Origin of the sequence: Streptomyces sp. PA03-5A (assembly GCF_033792725.1) — a bacterium.
Taxonomy (GTDB): Bacteria; Actinomycetota; Actinomycetes; order Streptomycetales; family Streptomycetaceae; genus Actinacidiphila.
Genome location: NZ_JARAVL010000001.1, coordinates 315,360 through 334,554, shown reverse-complemented (window position 1 = coordinate 334,554; position 19,195 = coordinate 315,360). Strand labels below are relative to the sequence as shown.

18 protein-coding genes are annotated in these 19,195 nt (G+C 75.4%); 10 read left to right on the top strand and 8 right to left on the bottom strand.

Annotated elements, in window-relative coordinates; all coding sequences use genetic code 11:
- Positions 1-27: 27 nt before the first annotated feature.
- On the bottom strand, positions 28-888 hold the full coding sequence (locus tag PV410_RS01555; RefSeq protein WP_500321780.1) for a phosphotransferase enzyme family protein: 861 nt from the start codon (positions 886-888) through the stop codon (positions 28-30).
- Positions 889-921: 33 nt separating this feature from the next.
- Here PV410_RS01555 and PV410_RS01550 point away from each other — a divergent pair, with 33 nt between their 5' ends.
- From PV410_RS01550 to PV410_RS01540, 3 genes are all read left to right on the top strand, one after another.
- A complete protein-coding gene (locus PV410_RS01550; protein WP_500321778.1) occupies positions 922-1,275 on the top strand; it encodes a hypothetical protein in 354 nt (117 codons plus the stop codon).
- A gap of 165 nt (positions 1,276-1,440) precedes the next feature.
- Positions 1,441-2,340, top strand: coding sequence for a hypothetical protein (locus PV410_RS01545; RefSeq protein ID WP_500321777.1), 900 nt, complete (start codon positions 1,441-1,443; stop codon positions 2,338-2,340).
- Between the two features lie 65 nt (positions 2,341-2,405).
- The gene (locus tag PV410_RS01540) at positions 2,406-2,705 is read left to right on the top strand and encodes a YciI family protein (protein WP_500321776.1); all 300 of its coding nucleotides are present in this window, start codon (positions 2,406-2,408) and stop codon (positions 2,703-2,705) included.
- 16 nt (positions 2,706-2,721) lie between these two features.
- Here the strand turns inward: PV410_RS01540 and PV410_RS01535 are convergent, their stop codons facing one another.
- On the bottom strand, positions 2,722-6,426 hold the full coding sequence (locus PV410_RS01535; RefSeq protein WP_500321774.1) for a CHAT domain-containing protein: 3,705 nt from the start codon (positions 6,424-6,426) through the stop codon (positions 2,722-2,724).
- A 220-nt stretch (positions 6,427-6,646) separates the two neighbouring features.
- On the opposite strand from PV410_RS01535, the gene PV410_RS01530 reads away from it, so the two are divergent.
- Positions 6,647-7,033 carry a nuclear transport factor 2 family protein gene (locus PV410_RS01530; protein WP_500321773.1) on the top strand — a complete coding sequence of 129 codons (387 nt, stop codon included), beginning with the start codon at positions 6,647-6,649 and terminating at the stop codon, positions 7,031-7,033.
- A 43-nt stretch (positions 7,034-7,076) separates the two neighbouring features.
- Here PV410_RS01530 and PV410_RS01525 read toward each other — a convergent pair whose 3' ends face one another.
- Genes PV410_RS01525 through PV410_RS01500 form a run of 6 tightly spaced genes read right to left on the bottom strand, consistent with a single transcriptional unit; the run spans position 7,077 to position 14,087 of the window.
- Positions 7,077-8,153 carry a carboxylate-amine ligase gene (locus tag PV410_RS01525; RefSeq protein ID WP_500321771.1) on the bottom strand — a complete coding sequence of 359 codons (1,077 nt, stop codon included), beginning with the start codon at positions 8,151-8,153 and terminating at the stop codon, positions 7,077-7,079.
- Positions 8,154-8,198: 45 nt separating this feature from the next.
- Entirely contained in the window at positions 8,199-9,491 is a 1,293-nt protein-coding gene (locus PV410_RS01520) for a condensation domain-containing protein (protein WP_500321769.1), read from the bottom strand.
- A 49-nt stretch (positions 9,492-9,540) separates the two neighbouring features.
- Entirely contained in the window at positions 9,541-10,452 is a 912-nt protein-coding gene (locus PV410_RS01515; RefSeq protein WP_500321767.1) for an NAD-dependent epimerase/dehydratase family protein, read from the bottom strand.
- Positions 10,449-11,597: a GNAT family N-acetyltransferase gene (locus tag PV410_RS01510; RefSeq protein WP_500321765.1), complete on the bottom strand. Its 1,149-nt coding sequence runs from the start codon at positions 11,595-11,597 to the stop codon at positions 10,449-10,451. The genes PV410_RS01515 and PV410_RS01510 overlap by 4 nt, the downstream gene beginning before the upstream one ends.
- Positions 11,594-12,835 (bottom strand): aminotransferase class I/II-fold pyridoxal phosphate-dependent enzyme, encoded by a 1,242-nt coding sequence (locus PV410_RS01505; RefSeq protein WP_500321763.1) that lies wholly within the window; start codon positions 12,833-12,835, stop codon positions 11,594-11,596. Before PV410_RS01505 ends, PV410_RS01510 begins: the two co-directional genes overlap by 4 nt.
- 16 nt (positions 12,836-12,851) lie before the next feature.
- Positions 12,852-14,087, bottom strand: coding sequence for a cytochrome P450 (locus tag PV410_RS01500; protein ID WP_500321761.1), 1,236 nt, complete (start codon positions 14,085-14,087; stop codon positions 12,852-12,854).
- Positions 14,088-14,667: 580 nt separating this feature from the next.
- On the opposite strand from PV410_RS01500, the gene PV410_RS01495 reads away from it, so the two are divergent.
- From PV410_RS01495 to PV410_RS01470, 6 genes are all read left to right on the top strand, one after another.
- Entirely contained in the window at positions 14,668-15,780 is a 1,113-nt protein-coding gene (locus PV410_RS01495) for an LLM class flavin-dependent oxidoreductase (protein WP_500321760.1), read from the top strand.
- The gene (locus tag PV410_RS01490; RefSeq protein WP_500321759.1) at positions 15,777-16,409 is read left to right on the top strand and encodes an FMN reductase; all 633 of its coding nucleotides are present in this window, start codon (positions 15,777-15,779) and stop codon (positions 16,407-16,409) included. Before PV410_RS01495 ends, PV410_RS01490 begins: the two co-directional genes overlap by 4 nt.
- A gap of 8 nt (positions 16,410-16,417) precedes the next feature.
- Positions 16,418-16,741 carry a GNAT family N-acetyltransferase gene (locus PV410_RS01485; RefSeq protein ID WP_500321757.1) on the top strand — a complete coding sequence of 108 codons (324 nt, stop codon included), beginning with the start codon at positions 16,418-16,420 and terminating at the stop codon, positions 16,739-16,741.
- A 128-nt stretch (positions 16,742-16,869) separates the two neighbouring features.
- Positions 16,870-17,859 (top strand): pirin family protein, encoded by a 990-nt coding sequence (locus PV410_RS01480; protein ID WP_500321755.1) that lies wholly within the window; start codon positions 16,870-16,872, stop codon positions 17,857-17,859.
- Positions 17,856-18,224: a tetratricopeptide repeat protein gene (locus tag PV410_RS01475; RefSeq protein ID WP_500321754.1), complete on the top strand. Its 369-nt coding sequence runs from the start codon at positions 17,856-17,858 to the stop codon at positions 18,222-18,224. The genes PV410_RS01480 and PV410_RS01475 overlap by 4 nt, the downstream gene beginning before the upstream one ends.
- A gap of 139 nt (positions 18,225-18,363) precedes the next feature.
- Positions 18,364-19,086, top strand: coding sequence for a VC0807 family protein (locus PV410_RS01470; RefSeq protein WP_500321753.1), 723 nt, complete (start codon positions 18,364-18,366; stop codon positions 19,084-19,086).
- Positions 19,087-19,195 lie beyond the last annotated feature (109 nt).

Genomic DNA, 19,195 nt, shown 5'->3' with positions numbered 1-19,195 from the left:
CCGAGCCGGACGGCGAGGCAGGAAGGGTCAGAAGGGGTACCAGCGCACGGCCGGATCGCCGTCCCGCAACGAGGCCACCCGCCGGCGGAACTCCGCGAGCGCCGCCGGGTTGCCCGGCGCGTGCTGCGCCACCCAGGCACAGCTCGCCGTCTCCCGCGCCCCGCGCAGCACCGCGCAGCCGTCCCACTCGCGCACGTCCCAGCCGTAGGCGGCCGTGAAGGCGTCGTAGGCGTCCGTACCGAGGCCGTAGCGGTCACGGCTGAGCGCCATGACGACCAGGTCGTGCTCGCGCAGGTCGGCGGAGAAGGTCTCCAGGTCCACCAGGACCGGACCGTCCGGGCCGACGTGCACGTTGCGCGGCAGCGCGTCGCCGTGGATCGGCCCCGCGGGCAGGTGCGGGGTCAGTGCGGCCGCCGCGGCGGCGAAACCGTCCCGGCGTTCGCGCAGGTACGCCGCGTCCGCGGGGTCCACCGCCGGCCCGGCCAGCCGCAGCCACCGCTCCACCCCGTCCAGCAGGTCACGGCGCGGCAGGGCGAAGTCCGGCTCGGGCAGGGCGTGCACGAGCCGCAGCAGCGCGGCGAGGTCGGCGGGTTCCGCAGGCCGTACGGTGTCCGCAAGCCGCTCCCAGTACGTGACCGGGTGCCCCTCGACCAGCCGGGCCTGCGGCGCCGCCGCCCGTACCGCAGGAACGCCGTGCGCGGCCAGCCAGGACGCCGTGCGCACCTCGCGTGCGGCCCGGTCCAGCAGTTCGGGACCGCGGCCGACCTTCGCGACGGTCACGCCGTCCGCGAGTTCGAGCACCGCGTTCTCGCCGAGCGCGATCAGCTTCGCGCCGTCCTGTCCGTCCGCCGCGAGCACGGCCCGGGCGAGCTCTTCGGTGAACGCCATACGGCAATGATCGCAGATCAGTAGGCTGGTCCGGTGACCGAGGACGACGTCATGGCCTTCTGCGAGACGCTGCCGCGGCTGCGGCGCGCCGCGAGCGGCGACCCGGCCGAAGCGGCCGAGCTCGAGGCCGTCGCCGAGACCGTACGGCAGGGCGCCGGCGACATGGAGCTGGTCACCGACCTCGGGCTCCGGCTCGGCGTACGGTTCGACTCCCGCAAGGACGCGGGTGGTTACGCCCAGGTGCCCGGCATGACCGGCGGGGGCGGCGGCCTCCTGCGCCACCGCTGCCCGCGCGGCGTCTGCGCCCGCAGCGAGGACCCGACGGCGTCCGTCACCGCCCCGCACTGCGCGATGTTCGACGCCGAACTGCGGCCCGTCTGGTACTAGGCCTGTCGTCCCGGTCCCTGCGGGTGAAGGAGGAGCGTCCGGTGCGCGCAGTCCCACGGTGGAGGAAGCGTCCGGCACGGGCGGCCGGTCCCTGCGGGCGACGCGGCGGATGCGCCCGCCGGGCGGCGCGGGGCCGCAGCGGCCCGGAAGGCGGGTACTAGCGCGGTGGCGGGTCTGCTGGACGAGATCGGCGGGAAGCTCGCCGAGCGCTGGGTGTCCCTGCTCGCGCTGCCCGGATCGCTCTTCCTCGGCACCGCATGGGCCGCCCATGTGCTCGGCGGACGAGGGCCGTTCGACGCGGGCCGCCTGCTGCACGAGGTCGAGCGCTACGCGGACTGGACCGACGCCCACGGCGGCGCCGCGCTCTTCCTGGCCCTGGTGGCCGCGCTCCTGCTCGCCGTCGTACCGGGCCTGGCGGTGCAACTGCTGGCCCGCGCCGTCCAGGTGCTCTGGCTCGGGCCCTGGCCGGGAGGATCGGGGGAATGGCTCGTGCGCCGGCGCCGCGTCCGGCGCGAGCGCGCCGACGCGGACGTCGCGGCCCACCTGCGGAACCACGAACGCGACGGCGACGAGGCCGAACTGGCCGCCGCCCGGGCGGCCGAGGCACGCCGCGACCGGATCGCGCCCCTGCCCCCGGCCCGTCCCACCCGCATGGGCGACCGGATGCACGCCCTGGAGCACCGCGTCGGCGGGTACTACGCGGTGCCCTTCACGGCGGTCTGGCCGCGCCTGTGGCTGGCGGCCACGGAGGCCGACCGCGGGGAGATCCGCACGGCGGCCGGTGCCTTCGAGGCGTCCACCCGGCTGTGCGGATGGGGCCTGCTGTACGCGGCGCTGGCCTGCGTCACCGCGTGGTGGCCCGCGCTCGTCGTCGGCGCCGTGCTCGTGTCCGCCGCCTGGTGGCTCGGCCGCGAACGGCTCTTCGCCCTGGCGGACCTCGCCGACGCCGTCGTGGACCTGCGTCTGCGCTCCGTCGCCCGTGCGGTGGGGATCCCCGTCCCGCCGGGGCCCGTCGCCCCGGCGACCTGGCAGGAGCTCGACCTGGTGCTGCGCCGCCGCAGATGACCCCGCGGGAGCGGGCGCTGCCATGATGTGGCGGGCCGCCCGGCCCGCCACGAGATCGGACGAGCATGCTGCACCTGCTGTTCCTGACGTACACCGGATCGGAAGCGGACGCCGGGCCTTTCGTCGCCGCCCATGTCGCGTTCCTGGAACGCCACCACCGTGCCGGCACGTTCCTGCTCTCCGGGCAGACGGTGCCCTCGTCCGAGGGCGGCGTGATCCTCGCCCGGGGCACGGACCGGCGGACGATCGAGCGGATCGCGGCGGAGGACCCCCTGGTGACCTCGGGGGTCGCCGCGTACACCGTGACCACCGTCGACCCGGCCCGTGTGCACCCGGACCTGGCCGGACCGCTGGGCGGCGCCTGACGTCCCGTCGCGGGCCTCAGCGGCCGATGTGGACGAAGGGCGCCCAAACCGCCGGGGAGCGGGCGTAGCGGGTGCGCAGGGCGCGGATGACGTGGTTGAGGGCGCGGCCCGCGTCCGCGGGGGCGACGGCGCCGGGCGCCGGGCCGCGGAGCGCTGCGTACAGGCGGGCGGCCAGGAGGGCGCAGACCGCGTCGTCGGCCTCCCAAAGGGCGCCGACGACCTGGGGGTAGCCGGCGGTCTGGAAGGCGGAGGCGAGGTGGACGGCCTCGTCCGGCAGCTGCCCGGTGTGCGCGGTGTGGCAGGCGAGCAGCACCGCCAGCTCGGCGTAGAGCAGTTCCTGCCGGGAGACGTCCGCGGCGCTGAGCGGCCCGCCGTGCAGGAGCAGGTGACTGGCGGACGGGTCCCGCGGGTCGCTGACGCCGTGGCAGGCGAAGTGCACCCAGCGGGCCGTGCGCAGGGCCGACAGGACCCGTTCCGGCGTGGCCGCCTCGCCCTCGACGGCGCGTACGCCGCCCAGCGCGTCCGCGATCGCGGCGACCTCACGGGCCGAGGCGCCCGCCGAGCCCGCCGTGCCGGTGGGCCGGCCGACGGCGAGCAGCCGTCCGCCGGTGCGGCCGGAGGAGACCTGCCGGGCGTGCCGCAGGGCGCGCAGGGTGGGGGTGTAGGAGGAGGCCACCCGGTCCAGGACGGTGCTCGCGTCGCGCAGTTGGTGCCGCCGCTGCAGTCCGGCCGCGTGCAGCGGCAGGTACGCCAGCGGCCCGGAGGCCGACCACCACAGCCGGGGCGCGGCCGACGCGGGGGCGTCCGCGGGGAGCGGCCGGGTGAGGCCGAGGGCGGTGAGCACCGGCTCGGCCACGGTGCGCCAGAGCCAGGCGAGGGTGTCCAGGACGAGTTCGCGGGCGCGGTCGTGCTCCTCGTCGGGCGCGGTCCGCGGCAGGCTGACCGCGCCGAGGAACTCCTGTGCCCGCAGGGCCAGCTGTCCTTCCGTCAGCTCACGCAGCGGAACGGAGAAGATGCGCTCCTGCGTGACGACGAGCGCGTCGCACCGGAGCCGGTCCACGTTGACCGCGACGACCGGTCCCTGCGCCGCCACGGCGCGCATCTCTCGTTCCGTGGGCGGCATCAGGAACCGCTCGAAGCCCGGCTTGCCGCGGACGCGCATCAGCAGCGCCTCCCACTCGGCGGCCGGCACGTGCCGTTCCATGAAGTCCTCGCCCGCCTCGGCCCGCCGCAGGCGTCCCCCGAGCCCGGCGAACTCCCGGGCCAGCAAGGGGTGCGCCGCGGACAGGGCGGTCAGATCGGCGCGGGCCTCCAGGTCCTGGCCCATCAGGACGGCCCGGCCCCGCTCCAGCAGCGCCAGCGCCTGCGCGGGGCGCCCGGCGGCGAGCGCTGCTGCGCAGCCGGTGCGGCCGAGGCTCGTACCGGTCAGGGGATCGGGCCGGCCCGCCCCCGACGGGTCGGCGCCGTCCACCCCCAGGTGCGCCATGGGGTAGCGGCGGCCGAGCAGCGCCCCGCCGACGGTGGCCCGGCGGTCCTCCCGCGCCAGGGCCCGCGAGGCCAGCGACGGCAGGGTCTCCAGGGCCCGTGCCGCCGCGTCGGCCGCGGCCGCCCAGTCGTGGTGCTCCAGGGCGTCGGCCATCGCGATGCGCGCCACTTCGAACCGCAGCGCCGGCATCTCGCCCGCGGGCGACGCCACGAACGCGACCTCGGCCGCCCGCGCCGCCCGCCGGTCCCCGCGGACCGTGGCGTCGGTGTAGTCCGCCCAGTGGCCGTACGAGGTCACCATCCCGCCCAGCAGGTCCGTCAGGCCCGGGGTCCGTTCCACGCGCCGTGAGGCGTCGGCGATCCTGCGGCGCGCCTCGGCGGCCAGGACGGGGTCCTGGGTGAGCCCGGCGAGGTTGGTGAGCGCATTGGCGTACTCGACCTCCCCGGCGGCGCGCTCGGGCGCGTCCCCGGGCAGCAGGTCGAGCGCCGCGCGCAGCTCCCGGCAGCAGGCGCGCAGGGCGCCGGTGTCCATGGCGAGCACCGCCCGCATGTGCTGCCACGGCGCCGAGGCGAGGACCAGGCGGACGTGCTCCGCGCAGCCGTGGGGGAGTTCGGCCAGGACGCGGTCGCCGAGCGCGGCCGCCTCCTCGATCACGGCGGCGTCCTGGTCGGCCATGTAGCGCATCCCGATGACCGCCATCAGCAGGCCGGCCGTCCACGCGCGTTCGGCGCTGCCGGCCTCCGTCCGCTCCAGCGCCTCGCGCAACCGCCGCTCGGCGTCGGCGACGAAGGCGGGATCCATGCCCTGGGGCGTGCCGGGGCCCTTGGCCAGGGCGTCCAGCAGGGGCCGCATGTCGGGCGGGACGGGGAAGGCGGTGGTGAAGCGCGCGTACAGGTCGTCGGCTGCTCCTTCGCCCTCGCTCTCGGCCTCGCCGTCGCCCGTGCCCGTGCCCGCGCCCACGCCCGGTTCCGGTCCGGGCCCGGGTTCCGGGGCGGGGGTGGGGGCGGGGGTGACGGGGTCGGTGGGGAAGCCGTCCGGCGGCAGGGCCGACCGCAGCTGCACCGGCGGCAGCGCGGGCGCGAACCGCACCATCATCGGCAGGAACCGGGTCGCCACCGAGCCGAGGGCGCGCGGTACGAGCCGCATCCTGCCGCGGAGTTCGCCCACCGCGGCGGCCTTCTCGGCGACGTGCGGCAGCAGTGGATGGCCCGGTGGCAGCCGCTCCACGAGCGCGCGCAGCATTCGCTCGGCCTCGGCGGCGTCCGCGGCCTCCCAGTCCACGACCGCGCGGGCGGCCAGCAGCGAGGCCCGGTTCACCTCGTAGGTCCCGTTGTCGTCCGGCAGGCCCTCGGCCCGGTACGCCTCCAGGTGGCCCATCGCCTCGTCGATCGTCGCGCGGGCCGGCGCCCAGGGCAGCGTGCACATCAGCGCCGCCGCCAGCGCGAAGTGGACGCTGCGCATCTCGTGCCGGTCCCGGAGCCCGCCCATGGTGCGCCCGCTCGCCGCGGCCAGCGCCAGCCGCCCGCCCCGCACGGCGACGTCCACCGCCTCCCGGTCCCGCGGGTGGGCCCGGACCCAGGCGATCCCGGCGAGCACCGCCACCCGGCCCGCGTCCGGGGCGTCGACGTGCCCGGGGGTGACCGCGGCGAAGGCCTCCCGGGCACGCGCCCACAGCGCAGGCAACTCGTCCGTGGCCCCGCACTCGTAGCGGATCAGCGCGCAGTGCGCGAGCCGGGCGAGCAGCCCGGGACGGCACAGGTCGTCCGCAGGCAGCGTCGCCAGCAGCGCCGCCGCCCCGCCCTCCAAGGGGTCCGCGGGATGGAACGGCTGCTGGGCGGGGCCGGACGGGTAGCGGGCGGCGACGGCCACGAGGTCGTCGGGCGAGCGGTGCTGGGTCTGCGCCCCCAGGTGGTGGCGGACCTCGGGCGCGGTGCGGAAGTCGCCGTGCAGGTGCGCCAGGGTGCGGTCGGCCAGTTGCAGGTGCAGGACGAGCCGGGCGCGCAGCGGATGGTCGCGGGGCGCCGTGTCCAGGCCCAGCACGATCAGCGCGAGGGCGGCGGCGGCCGGGGCGCGGCCGTCCTCGCCCCGCCAGGACTCCCGCAACAGGTCCTCCGCCGCCCGCAGCAGGCTCCCGGGCGCCGGTCCGGCGCCGTCGACGAGGCGGCCGGTGCCCGGCGGCTCCGCCAGCGCGAAGCGCCTCAGCATGCGGTCCACGGCCGCGCGCGCGTCCGTCATCAGCCGCCCCCGATCCCCGTTGCCGGCGTCGCGGCAGGATAGCGCGCCGCCCGTGACCGGCCGCTCACTCCGGGGTACGGCGGAGCAGGCTTCGCGGCCGATGAGAACCGGCGCCCCAGGCCGCTTACGATCGGTGCAGAGCCCACACCTCGTGGCGGCCTCGGGGCCTCGTCGAGGCCGTCCATGGATCATCCGACGATTCCGCAGCCGGAGGGGCGCGATGGAAGACCGCGGTATCCGACAGGCGCTGGACCGGCACTGGGCAGCGTCCGCCGCCGGGGACCAGGACATCGAGCACGAGATCTATCACGACGACGTGATCACGGACTATCCCCAGTCGGGTGAGCGCATCCATGGCCGGCGCAATCTCCAGGCACTGCGCTCGGGTCACCCCGCCAAGCTCGACTTCACCATCCGCCGGATCCTCGGCAGCGGGGATCTTTGGATCACCGAGTACGAGATCGCCTACGACGGGAAACCGACACCGACCATCAGCATCATGGAATTCCGCGACGGCAAGGTCGCGCACGAGACCCAGTACTTCGCGGACGCGTTCGCCCCGCCCGCCTGGCGGGCCCGATGGGTGGAGCCGATGCCCTGCTCCTGAGTCCGCGGCGATCCGCCCGCGTGGTGCGCTCGCCGGTGCGTGGTCACGCCGCGGTGCGGCGGACCGCGTCCCGCAGGACCGCGGCGGCGCCGCCGTGCGCGTACACCTGGCGCTGCCGGCGGGCGCCGGAGCCCTGGGAGGTCAGGCGGTCCACGCCGGCGCGGACGGTGTACAGGTCGCCAGCGTCCTTCAGGGCGTCCTCGACGTGGGCGACCAGGGACTCGACGACGTCGTGCGCGCTCGCCGGACGGAAGGTACGCGGATGGAGCAGGGCGCCGTCCAGCCCGGAGCGGCTGGCCCGCCATGAGGCGAGCCGGAGCAGGGACACGTCGTCGCCGGGCGCGGGGCACCCGTCGGCCCACTCGCGGGCGGCGGTCTCGACCAGGCCGCGCACCAGCGCGGCCAGCACCACCGCGTCCTGGTACTCCGGGCACACGTCGCAGACGCGCACCTCCACCGTGGGGAACTTCGCCGACAGCCGGGCGTCGAAGTAGAGCATGCCCTGGTCGAGCAGGATCCCCGTGGCCAGCAGCCGCGACACCGCGGCGCGGTACCCCTCGGCGGAGCCGAAGCCGCGGGTCGGCCCGGCGGTGGGCCAGCGGCCGAAGACCTGGTAGCGGTAGCTCGCGTACCCCGTGTCGGCGCCCTGCCAGAGCGGCGAGTTGGAGCTGAGCGCCAGCAACGGCGGCAGCCAGGGGCGGATGCGGTCGACGACGGCCACGCCCTCCTCGTCCGACTCGACCCCCACGTGGACGTGACAGCCGCAGGTCAGGGTCTCCTGCGCGGTGAGGCCGAAGGACTGGGCCATCCTGCGGTAGCGGCCCCTGGGGGTGAGCCGGGGCGGCACCGCCATCGGGGAGGTCCCCAGCGCCGCCACCGCGACGCCCTCCGAGCGGGCGAGCCCGGCCGCCCGGCGGCGCCAGGAGCGCAGCTCCTCCCGGAGCTGGTCCAGGGTGACGCAGGGGGAGCTGTTCAGTTCGAGCTGCTGTTGCTGCAGCTCGGCCACCAGTTCCCGGGGCCAGGGGCCGCCGTCCAGCACCGCGTCGGCCACCGCGCGCGGTTCCCCGGACCGCGCGTCCACCAGGAGAAGCTCTTCTTCCACTCCCACGGTGCGTGCCACGTCCTTCCGATACCCGCTGAGCCCGCGGCTATCCGTCGGCGGGCCTCACCCGGCGGACAGGAGGTGGTCCATGGCGCGCCGGCACAGGTCGGCGGCCTCCTCGCCCACCGTGGACGTCACGCTCAGGAACAGCCGCCCGCCCAGCCCCACCACGATCACCAGCGGCGCCCCGGACAGGCTGGTGTGCGCGGCCCCGTGGACGGCGGCCAGCCGCAGCGGCCCGTACGTCCCGGGAAGGTCCAGGCGCGTGTTGCTCACCGACACGTCGAACCGGGGGCCGCGCGTCTCGCCGCGCCGCAGGAGGGCGCCGACGGCGCGGTGCGGCAGGAACGAGGTCAGCCGGAAGACGCGCACGAGCGGCCGCAGCTCCTCCGGGGTGAGCCGGGCGTGGATCCCGGCCCGCGCGGCGCGCGCGGCAGCCCACAGGTCGTCGGTGCCGCCGTCCACGGGGACCACGAAGCTCGCCGCGTACAGGCCCATGGCCTCACCGGGCGACGGTTCCAGCACCCGGCGCAGGTCCGCCGCGACCGCGATCCGCGCCGGGCGGCCGGGCGCGGCGGCCCGTGCGAAGGCCGCGCACAGGGCGGCCTGCAGCGTCGCGCCCTGCGCCCGGCACCGCTTGAGCAGCAGCTCCGTCTCCTCGCGCTCCAGTGACCACGCGTGGTAGGCGAGCCGCCCGTCCGAGGGGTAGGGCGGCCGTACGGGCCCGCCCAGCGCGCGGGCGGTCTTCAGCAGGTCCCCGGGGTGGGCGCGGGGGCCGGGGATCAGCTCGTCCGCGGGTGCCGCCAGCACCGGCACCGGGCCCGCGTCCGACGCGTCCGACGCTTCCGCCGCGGCCCTCCGGTGTGCGCCGGGCGGCCGTGCCGGGCCGGGCAGGGGGGTGCCCGCCGGATCGGGCCCCCCGAGGTGGGTCAGCAGGTCGCGCATGACGACGCCAGCGGAGACGGCGTCGGCCACCAGGTGGTGGTAGACGGTGACGAGGTCGAAGGCCTCGCCCGCGTCGACGAGCACGAAGCGGGCGAGGGGACCCGTACGGGTGTCGAAGGGCCGCTGGAGCTCCTCCTCCACCACGCGGGACCAGGCGCCCGCACCGGCGTCCGGGACCACCCGCACCCCCGGGTCCGGCACCCCGGCCGTGGTGAGCCGCCCCTGCCACGGCCCCGGGTCGGCGATGCGGACGCCGAGCAGGGGGTGGCGGCGGCGCACGGACGCCACGGCCGCGCGCACGCGCCCGGGCGTGGTGCGGCCCTCCACCCGGGCCACGGCGGCGATGTTGACCGGGAGCCGCTCGCCCGCGGCCCAGATGACGCGTTCGTACGGGGACAGTCGGCGGCGCATGGGGGTGCTCCCCCTTCCGGGGTTCCTGGTGGGGTTCCTGGCGGGGCGGTCAGCGCTTCAGGGCGCCGCGCAGCCCCTCGGGCAGCGTGACGGCGGGCCGGTACGGGAGGCGGCCGCCGGGGGCGCAGGTCCACGCGGGGTGCAGCGCTTCGGCGACCTTGTCGGGGTTGAGCGCCGACGAGCTGCCGAACAGCCGTGCCGCGGCCATGGCCAGCGGCCCGGGGATGTGCACCACCCGCGGCGCCCGGCGCCCGAGCGCGGCCGCCACGGCGGCGCCGATGTCCTCCCAGCGGTGCTCGGTGCCGTCGCAGACGTGGTACGTGCCCACGTCCGTCGTGCCGGGGTCGGAGGCGGTGATCAGCGCCCTGCACAGGTCGTCGACGTGGATCAGCGAGTAGTGCCGCGGCCCGGGCCGGCCGACCGCGGGCAGCAGGCCCGTACGCACCGCCGCCACCAGCCGCGGCAGGAACTCCGGGTCACCCGGGCCGTAGACGATCGGCGGCCGGACCACGACGGCCGGCAGCCGGTCCGCCGCGTCCCGCACCGCCCACTCGCCGCCGAGCTTGCTGCGCCCGTACGCGGAGACCGGCTCCGGCGGCGCGTCCTCGTGACGCCGCCGCCCGGGGCCGGAGGCGGCCAGCGACGAGCAGTACACCAGGCGCGGCGGCACGGCGGCGACCGCGGCCGCCTCGCACAGCCGCCGTGTGCCGGCGGCGTTGACGGCGGCGTAGGCGCGGGGGTCCCCGGCCTTGGTGACCCCCGCCAGGTGGACGACCCGGTCCACGCCCCGCAGTGCGACGGCCAGCCCCTCCCCGGTGGCCAGGTCACCGGGCACGCTGCGGGCGCCGGGCACGTCGCGGCCGCCGCGGACCAGCGCGGTCACCTCGTGGCCGCGGGCGGTGAGGTGGCGTACGAGGTGGCCGCCGATGAAGCCGGTGGCGCCGGTCACGAGGTACCTCACCGCAGGCCCCCGCCGTCGCGCTCGTACAGCCGGTGCGTCCTGAAGTGCACCCCGCCCATGGCCTGCGCGTGCCGGTTGGAGCCGCGGTTGTCCTCCAGGATCCAGGACAGGTCGGTCTCGGTGTAGCCGAGCCGGAACGCGGCGCGCTGCGCGTCGGCGAGCAGCACCGCCACCAGCCCCCGGCTGCGGTGCTCCTTGCGCACGCCCGAGGTGCCGCCCCTGACACGGGTGATGCGCCCCATGGCGCGGCTGATCCGCAGCATGCCGACCGGCAGTCCCCAGGTGGTGAGCCTGCCCCGCGCGGTGCGCAGCGCCTGGTTCACGTCCGGCACCCACAGCGTGAAGGCGGCCGGCTCGCCGTCCACCTCGGCGATCCGCACCAGCTCCGGGTGGAGGACCGATTTCAACTGTGCGGCCATGTGCAGGAACTCGGCGTCGGTCAGCGGCACGGAGGCGTAGTTCTCGGCCCAGGCGTCGTTGTAGATGTCCTTGATGACGGCCATGTCGGCCTCGTAGCGGTCCGGGTCGAGCGGCCGCACCCGCACGGCCGGGTCGGCCAGGGTGCGCGCGGCGACCCGGGCGATCGCGGCGGGCGGCTCGCCGTCGGGGGGCATCGGCACCAGCCAGGACAGCAGGTCCTTGGCCTTGCCGAAGCCGCAGCCGGTCAGCAGGTCCGCGTAGTACGGCGGGTTGTAAGGGATGCCCACGCTCGGCGGCCCGTCGAAGCCGTCCACGAGCAGTCCGCACTCGTCGTTGACGGAGAAGCTGAGCGGGCCCAGCATCCGGGTCAGCCCTCGCCCGGCCAGCCAGTCGGCCACCGCGTCGAACAGGGCCCCGGCGGCCTCCAGGTCGTCGGCGCACTCGAAGAGCCCGAAGTGACCGCACTTGTAGTCGTGCCGCTCGTGGAAGCGGGGGTCGGTGACGGCCGCGATCCGGCCGACGGTCCGGCGCCCCCGGCGGGCGAGGAAGAGCCGCGCCTCGGCCGTCTCGAAGAAGGGGTTGCGGCGCGGGTCGAGGAAGGCGCGCACCTCGCGCTCCAGCGGCGCGACCCAGTGCGGTTCGTCGCGGTAGAGCGCGTACGGCAGCCTGATGAAGGCCGTCGTGGCGGCGCGGTCCTCGACGGGGGTGACGGTGACGGCGTTCACCGGGCCACCGCCTGGGCGGGCAGGTCCGGGACGAGGCCGACCCGGCGGCCGGCGGCCGCGAAGGCGCCCAAGATCCGCTCCAGATGGGCGTCGGAGTGCGTGGCCTGCACGGTCACCCGGATCACGCAGCGGCCCTCGGGGACGGCGGGGGCACCGACCGCGTTGGTGAACACGCCCTCGTCGAGCAGGGCCTGCCACATGCGGGCGCACACGGTCGCGTCCCCGATGAGGACGGGCACGACCGGGGTGACCGAGTCGCCCGTGTCGTAGCCGAGCGCGCGCAGCCCCGCCCGCAGCGCCTCCGCGAGGGCGAGCACGCGCCGGCGCCGCCAGGGCTCGGCCGCGGCGATGCCGAGCGCGGCGATCCCGGCGGCGAGGGCGGCCGGCGGCATCGACGCGGAGAAGAGGATGGAGCGGGCGCTGTAGCGCAGGTAGTCGATGACGTGCGCGGGACCGGCGAGGAACCCCCCGGTGGAGCCGAAGCACTTGGACAGGGTCCCGGTGAACAGGTCGACCCGGTCCATGAGGCCGAAGTGGTCCGCGACACCGCGCCCGCCAGGGCCGAGCAGCCCGATGTCGTGGGCGCCGTCGACGACGAGGCGGGCGCCGTGCCGGGCGGCGAGCTCCGTCAGCTCGGGGAGCCGGCACAGGTCGCCGTCCATGGAGAACATCCCGTCGGTGACGACGACCTTGCCCGCGGCCGGTTCCGCGGCCGTGGCCTGCTCCAGGAGCGTGTCCAGCCGCACGGTGTCCGAGTGCGGGTACAGGACGCGGCGGGCCGCGCCGAGCCGGATGCCGTCGACCAGCGAGGCGTGGTTGGACATGTCGCTGAAGGCGATGTCGCCGCGGCCGAGCAGGGCGGCCACGGCGAGGTTCGCCTGGAAGCCGGTGGTGACCACGGCGGCCGCCTCGGTGCCCAGGAAGTCCGCGATCCGCTCCTCCAGTTCGCCGTGGAGGGGGAGGGTGCCGTTGAGGGTGCGCGCACCGGAGCAGGAGGCGCCGTAGCGGGTCAGCGCCTCGGCCGCGGCCGCCGTCACCCGGGGGTCCGTGGACAGGCCCAGGTAGTCGTTGCAGCCCGCCATGACGACGTCCCGCCCCTCGACGACGGCCTCCCCGTCGCCCGCCATGTGCAGGGATCGGTAGAAGGGCCGGACGCCCGTCTCCACCATGGCCCGCACGAAGGTCGACGACGACAGGTCCTTGCGGAACGCGTCGGTGGCGTCCTGGATTTCGGTCACTGGCCTTCGGTCTCCCTTAGGTGAGGGGCGAGTGGATGGTGAGCCGGGCGATGTCGGCCATGCTCGGCCCGGTGTGCCGCACCGGCGGGGCGGCGGCCCGGGCGCCGGGCAGCTCGCGGGCGAAGGCCCGGGCGAAGGCGAGCGCCTGCGCGCGGGCCAGATGGGACCCGAGGCAGTAGTGCAGGCCGCCGCCGAAGGCCAGCAGCCGCTGCGCCGGCCGGTCCGCGTCGAAGACGTGCGGGGCGGGGAAGCGCGCCGGGTCGCGGTGCGCCGCGCCGATGAGCGCGTGGACGACGCGTCCGGCGGGCACCGGGCGGCCGCCCAGCTCGGTGTCCGCGTCCGCCACGCGGGTCACGACCCGTCCCGGCGGGTCCCAGCGCAGCAGTTCGTCCGTGAGCGGCCCGGCGAACCCCGGGTCCTGGCGGATCCTTTCGGCAGACGCGGGGTCGGTGATCAGCGTCAGCGCCGTGCCGGCCAGCAGGGCGGCCGTGGTGGGCACCCCCGCGGAGAACAGCGTCAGCAGCAGATAGCGGGCCCCTGCCGGGTCCTCGGCGGCCCACCGGGACAGCAGGTCCCCCGTGGGGTGCCGGCGGCGCTCGGCCAGCGCGCGGTCGTACGCGTCGAGCAGGGACAGCGCGGCGGCGTCCGCCCGCCGTACGACGCTGGGCGGTGCGGCGAGCTCCTCCACGCGCACCATGGCGGCGCTCTCGGCGGCGAGCCACCCCCGGTCGATCCACTCCGGCAGCCCGGCCATCTCCGCCAGGACCGCGGTGGGCAGCGGCCGGCAGACCCGGGCGACGACGTCGGCGGCGCCGTCACGGCGCACGGCCGCGGCGAACTCCCGCACATGGCGGTCGGTGAGCGGCTCCACGAGCCGCTCCGCCGCCTCCCGCACGACCCGCGGGGCCAGCACCGCGTTGAGCGGACGCCGGCGCGCGGTGTGCTCCGGCGGATCCTGCTGCAGGGGCGTCTCGCACAGCCCGACCGTGCTCTCGCTCTCCCGCCACCCGGGGCGGTGGGCGTCGCGCCACCGGGCCCCGAGGGTGAGCCACTCCCGCCCGGTCAGCACCTGCCGGCACTCCTCGTACCCCGTGACCAGGAGCGCGCCCCACGGCGTCGGCACGAGCGGGCCTGCCGCGGCGAGTGCGTCGTACGCCGTTGCGAGCGCCTGCGGCTCCACGGCTCTGCGCCACTGCCGGACGAGGCCCGCCGCGGAACGCGCGTCAAGGGCGGTGGGCTTCGGGGACAGCATCACGTGGCTCATGTGTCAGGAAACGGACTTCGGCTCGGAGGCAGGAGGGGGAGCGTCGCGGGGCGCACGGGGCGGCGTACGCCGGACTGGCGCCCCTGAGAGTGCTCTGCCGGAGGTGTTCCGATCCAGTCACATAGGCACTTTTCACCCACCCGTGAACGTAATTCGCCTTTCCCCCGCGCGGTCCGCTACGGTCGACCGTCCGTGTCCGGACCGCCCCGTGTCCCCCGCAGGTGCCATGGGCGCGGATGCGTGTACGGCGTATCCGTGACGGGGATCGCCGGCGGTGCCCCCGCCGGCGGGGAAGCGATGTGCCGGGCGGACCGTGGGGCCGGTGCCCGTGGTCAGCGCCCGATGGGGCCGCTCGCATCCGTCGAGGCCGCGCCGCCCGCTCGCGACCCCCTTGCGCTGCGATCGGGGCCTCCCGCGCCCCGCACGTCTGCCGTGCTGGTCACCGCCACCTGTCGCACCGCCGCCCGGGGTGGCGCCGGGGGAGGAATAGCCCGATGAGGCATCTCGTTGGAAGGGGTGGTTGAATAATCAACAACATATCGTGAGACGACGGAGGAGGGTGAAGCCGGTGCAGTTCGGGATCTTCACTGTGGGTGACGTGACCATGGACCCCACGACCGGCAGGGCGCCGACCGAGCACGAGCGGATCAAGGCCATGACGGCGATCGCGCTCAAGGCCGAGGAGGTGGGCCTCGACGTCTTCGCGACCGGTGAGCACCACAACCCGCCGTTCGTGCCCTCGTCCCCGACGACCATGCTCGGCTGGATAGCCGCCCGCACGGAGAGGCTGATCCTCTCCACCTCGACCACGCTGATCACCACGAACGACCCGGTGAAGATCGCCGAGGACTTCGCGATGCTGCAGCACCTGGCCGACGGCCGCGTCGACCTGATGATGGGCCGCGGCAACACCGGACCGGTCTACCCCTGGTTCGGGCAGGACATCCGGCAGGGCATCCCGCTGGCGGTCGAGAACTACGCGCTCCTGCACAAGCTGTGGCGCGAGGACGTCGTCGACTGGGCCGGCCGCTTCCGCAGCCCGCTGCAGGGCTTCACCTCCACGCCCCGCCCGCTGGACGACGTGGCCCCCTTCGTCTGGCACGGCTCCATCCGCTCGCCGGAGATCGCCGAGCAGGCCGCGTACTACGGCGACGGCTTCTTCCACAACAACATCTTCTGGCCGGCCGACCACACCAAGCGGATGGTCGAGCTGTACCGCGCGCGCTACGCGCACTACGGCCACGGCACCCCGGAGCAGGCCATCGTCGGCCTCGGCGGCCAGGTGTTCATGCGGAAGAACTCGCAGGACGCCGTCCGCGAGTTCCGGCCGTACTTCGACAACGCGCCGGTGTACGGGCACGGTCCGTCGCTGGAGGACTTCACCGAGCAGACCCCGCTGACCGTCGGTTCGCCGCAGCAGGTGATCGAGAAGACGCTGGGCTTCCGCGAGTACGCCGGCGACTACCAGCGCCAGCTGTTCCTGATGGACCACGCGGGACTGCCGCTGAAGACCGTGCTGGAGCAGCTCGACATGCTCGGCGAGGAGGTCGTGCCGGTGCTGCGCGAGGAGTTTGCCAAGGGCCGTCCCGCGGACGTGCCCGAAGCCCCGACGCACGTCTCGCTGGTCGCCCGCCGTGACGCGCAGGTCCTGGAGGAGAAGGAGAAGGAGGCCGCGAAGTGACCGCCGCACCCCTCAAGCTCGTGGTCGTCTCGGCCGGCCTGAGCACGCCGTCGTCCACGCGGCTGCTCGGCGACCGGCTCGCCGAGGCCGTACGCCGGGCCGTCGCGGACGGCGGCCGCACCCTCGACGTGCGGGTGGTCGAACTGCGCGACCTGGCCGTGGACATCGCCCACAACATGGTCACCGGTTTCCCCGGTCGCGCCCTGGCGGACGCCGTCGCCGCCGTCACGGAGGCGGACGGCCTGATCGCGGTGACGCCGGTCTTCTCGGCCTCGTACAGCGGGCTGTTCAAGTCGTTCTTCGACGTCATCGACAACGACGCGCTGGCCGGCAAGCCCGTGCTGATCGCCGCCACCGGCGGTACGGCCCGGCACTCGCTCGCGCTGGAGCACGCCCTGCGGCCGCTCTTCGCCTACCTGCGGGCCGTGGTCGTCCCGACCGCCGTGTACGCGGCCTCGGAGGACTGGGGCGGCAGCGGCGACGCGCTCACCGACACCCTGCCGACCCGTATCGTGCGCGCGGCGGGCGAGCTGGCGGCGCTGCTGGTGACGCGGCCCCCGGCCCCGGTGACCGCGGCCGATACGGTCGTTCCGTTCGCACAGCAACTGGCCGCCCTGCGGCCCGAGTAGGAGAGACGATGGCACTGCGCGTCGCCGACAACCCCGGCAAGTCCCGTTTCGAGATCTTCGACGCGGCGGAGGAGGGCGGTGCCGAGGAGGTGGCCGGCTTCGCCGAGTACCACCTGTACCGGGACCAGATAGCGTTCATCCACACCGAGGTGGACCCCCGTTTCGGCGGTCGCGGGCTCGGCGGCGCCCTCGCCCGGGCCGCGCTGGACGCGGCCCGCGAGCGGAAGCTCGCGGTGCTGCCGTTCTGCCCCTTCATCCGTGCGTGGATCGGCAAGCACCCTGAGTACGTGGACCTGGTGCCGGAGGGCGAACGCCCGCGCTTCGGCTTCTGAGGCCGGCGGGGTCTCCGGGGGCCTCCACGGCAGACGGCGGGCGGGCCGGAATGGATTCGGTTGGTTGAATGTTAAACCGACCGTGCGAGGCCCGGACCGGGCCCGCCGAGACTGCCGAGGAGGGCGTCATGCCTGCCGTGACCGTGGAGAACACCCTGCTGCTGCCCCGTGTCGCCGGGCCCGACCCGCTGACCGCCGAGCAGCGCCCGGTGCGCAGGGTGACCGCCGCCCCTCAGGGCTTCGAGGGCGAGGGCTTCCCGGTGCACCGCGCCTTCGCCGGTGTGCCGACGCGGGAGCTCGACCCCTTCATCCATATGGACCAGATGGGTGAGGTCGAGTACGCGCCGGGCGAGCCCAAGGGCACGTCGTGGCACCCGCACCGCGGCTTCGAGACCGTCACGTACATGATCGACGGCCGCATGGAGCACCAGGACTCGCACGGCGGCGGAGGCACGATCACCGACGGCGCCACGCAGTGGATGACGGCCGGCAGCGGCATCCTCCACATCGAGGCGCCGCCGGAGGAACTGGTCGTCTCCGGCGGGCTGTTCCACGGCGTCCAGCTGTGGGTGAACCTGCCGCGGGCGAACAAGTGGAACGCGCCCCGCTACCAGAGCATCGAGGGCCCGGAGGCGGCGCTGCTGTCCTCGCCCGACGGCGGCGCGCTGGTCCGCGTCATCGCCGGCGAGGTCGCGGGCCACGCGGGACCGGGGAGCACCTTCACCCCGATCACGCTGGTCCACGCCACCGTCAGTCCCGGCGCGCGCCTGGTCCTGCCCTGGCGGCCGGACTTCAACGCCCTGGCCTACGTGCTGTCCGGGCGCGGTACCGCCGGAGCCGAACGGCGCCCGCTGGACGCGCACCAGCTGGCCGTGTTCGGCAGCGGCGACACCCTGACCCTGGAGGCGACCGACCACCCCGACAGCCGCACCCCCGCCCTGGACGTCCTGATCCTGGGCGGCCGCCCGATCCGCGAACCGGTCGCGCACTTCGGCCCGTTCGTCATGAACACCAAGGCCGAGGTCATGCAGGCCGTCGAGGACTTCGAACGGGGCCGGTTCGGACGGGAGCCGGCCGGTCACATGCCGCACACCGCACCCGGAGAGGAGCTCGCGTGAACACCACCACCAACCACGGGTCCTACGCCGCCTACGAGGAGACCACGGCGGAGCGCTGGGCGCGCGCCGGGCTCTACTTCGAGGCCAAGGAGTACACCGAGGCGGCCCGGCTGCTCACGGCCGTCGTCGACGAGGTGCCCGAGCAGGTCGCCCCGCGCCTCCTGCTCGCCCGCGCCTACTACCACTCCGCCCAGCTCGGCCGTGCCGAGGAGCAGTTGCGCGTGGTCGTCGAGCGCGACCCGGTCGAGCACTACGCGCACCTGATGCTGGGCCGGACCCTCCAGCGGCAGGGGCGCGAGGCCGAGGCCGCGCCCTGGCTGCGGCTCGCCGCGGCCTTCGCCGGGGAGCTGCCCCCGGAGGACTGACCGGTGCCGGGCCCCGGACCGGGGCCCGGTGGCACACGCGGCGCCGCCGCCCTAAAGCCTGGGCAAAGAGCCTGGCCGGGGCGGCGGCGCCGGGCGTATGTTCCCCTGCGGCTTCGGCAACTACTACGGGGGGAAAGCCGTGTCCGCACGTTCCGGCACGTCGTCCGCGCTCGGCTGGGCGCTCACCATCACCTTCAACATCGTCCTGCCCATCCTCACCTACGGCCGGCTCACCGACGCCGGCTGGAGCGAGTTCTCCGCCCTGCTCGTCTCCGGCGTGTGGCCGGTGCTCGACACCGCCATCACGCTCGCCTGGCGCCGCAAGGTGGACGAGTTCGCCGTCATCACCCTCGTGTTCCTGGTGATCACCGTCGTCGTCACCGTCGTGGGCCCGCACTCCACGCGCCTGCTGCTGGTCAAGGACTCCGCGGTCACCGGCCTGTTCGGGGTGGTCTGCCTGGCCAGCCTGCTCGCGCCCCGGCCGCTGATGTTCTACTTCGGGCGCAAGTTCGGCACCAACGGCACCAAGGAGGACGCCGAGCGGTTCGACGGCCTGTGGCAGTACGAGGGCTTCCGCCACGTCATCCGCACCATGACCGTCGCCTGGGGGGTCGGCTACATCCTCGAGGCACTCGCCAGGATCGGCCTCTCGTACAAGCTGTCGACCGCCACCATGGTGACGGTCAACTCGGTGATGGCGTACGCCGTCACCGGTGTCCTCATCGCGTGGACGATCCTCTACGGCCGGCGCGCCGCCGCCCGTGGCAAGGAGCGGGAACGGCAGGCCGCGGAGGCGGCGGCGGAGGCGGAGGCCGTCCGGGCCGGCGAGGCCGCCGGGGCGCCAGGCGCACCCGGGGCCTGACGGTAACCGCCGCGCATCGCGCACGTCCGGCGGTCCGGGCGGCATCGGGGGCACGTGCCGCCACGTCGGCCGGGGCAGGTCGTGGCCACCGGCCGGTCGTTGCCGGTAG

Coding starts and splice junctions, on each gene's coding strand:
- PV410_RS01555 (WP_500321780.1), bottom strand. CDS start 888: ATGGCGTTCACCGAAGAGCTCGCCCGGGCCGTGCTCGCGGCGGACGGA.
- PV410_RS01540 (WP_500321776.1), top strand. CDS start 2,406: ATGCTGCACCTGCTGTTCCTGACGTACACCGGATCGGAAGCGGACGCC.
- PV410_RS01535 (WP_500321774.1), bottom strand. CDS start 6,426: ATGACGGACGCGCGCGCGGCCGTGGACCGCATGCTGAGGCGCTTCGCG.
- PV410_RS01530 (WP_500321773.1), top strand. CDS start 6,647: ATGGAAGACCGCGGTATCCGACAGGCGCTGGACCGGCACTGGGCAGCG.
- PV410_RS01520 (WP_500321769.1), bottom strand. CDS start 9,491: ATGCGCCGCCGACTGTCCCCGTACGAACGCGTCATCTGGGCCGCGGGC.
- PV410_RS01500 (WP_500321761.1), bottom strand. CDS start 14,087: ATGCTGTCCCCGAAGCCCACCGCCCTTGACGCGCGTTCCGCGGCGGGC.
- PV410_RS01485 (WP_500321757.1), top strand. CDS start 16,418: ATGGCACTGCGCGTCGCCGACAACCCCGGCAAGTCCCGTTTCGAGATC.
- PV410_RS01480 (WP_500321755.1), top strand. CDS start 16,870: ATGCCTGCCGTGACCGTGGAGAACACCCTGCTGCTGCCCCGTGTCGCC.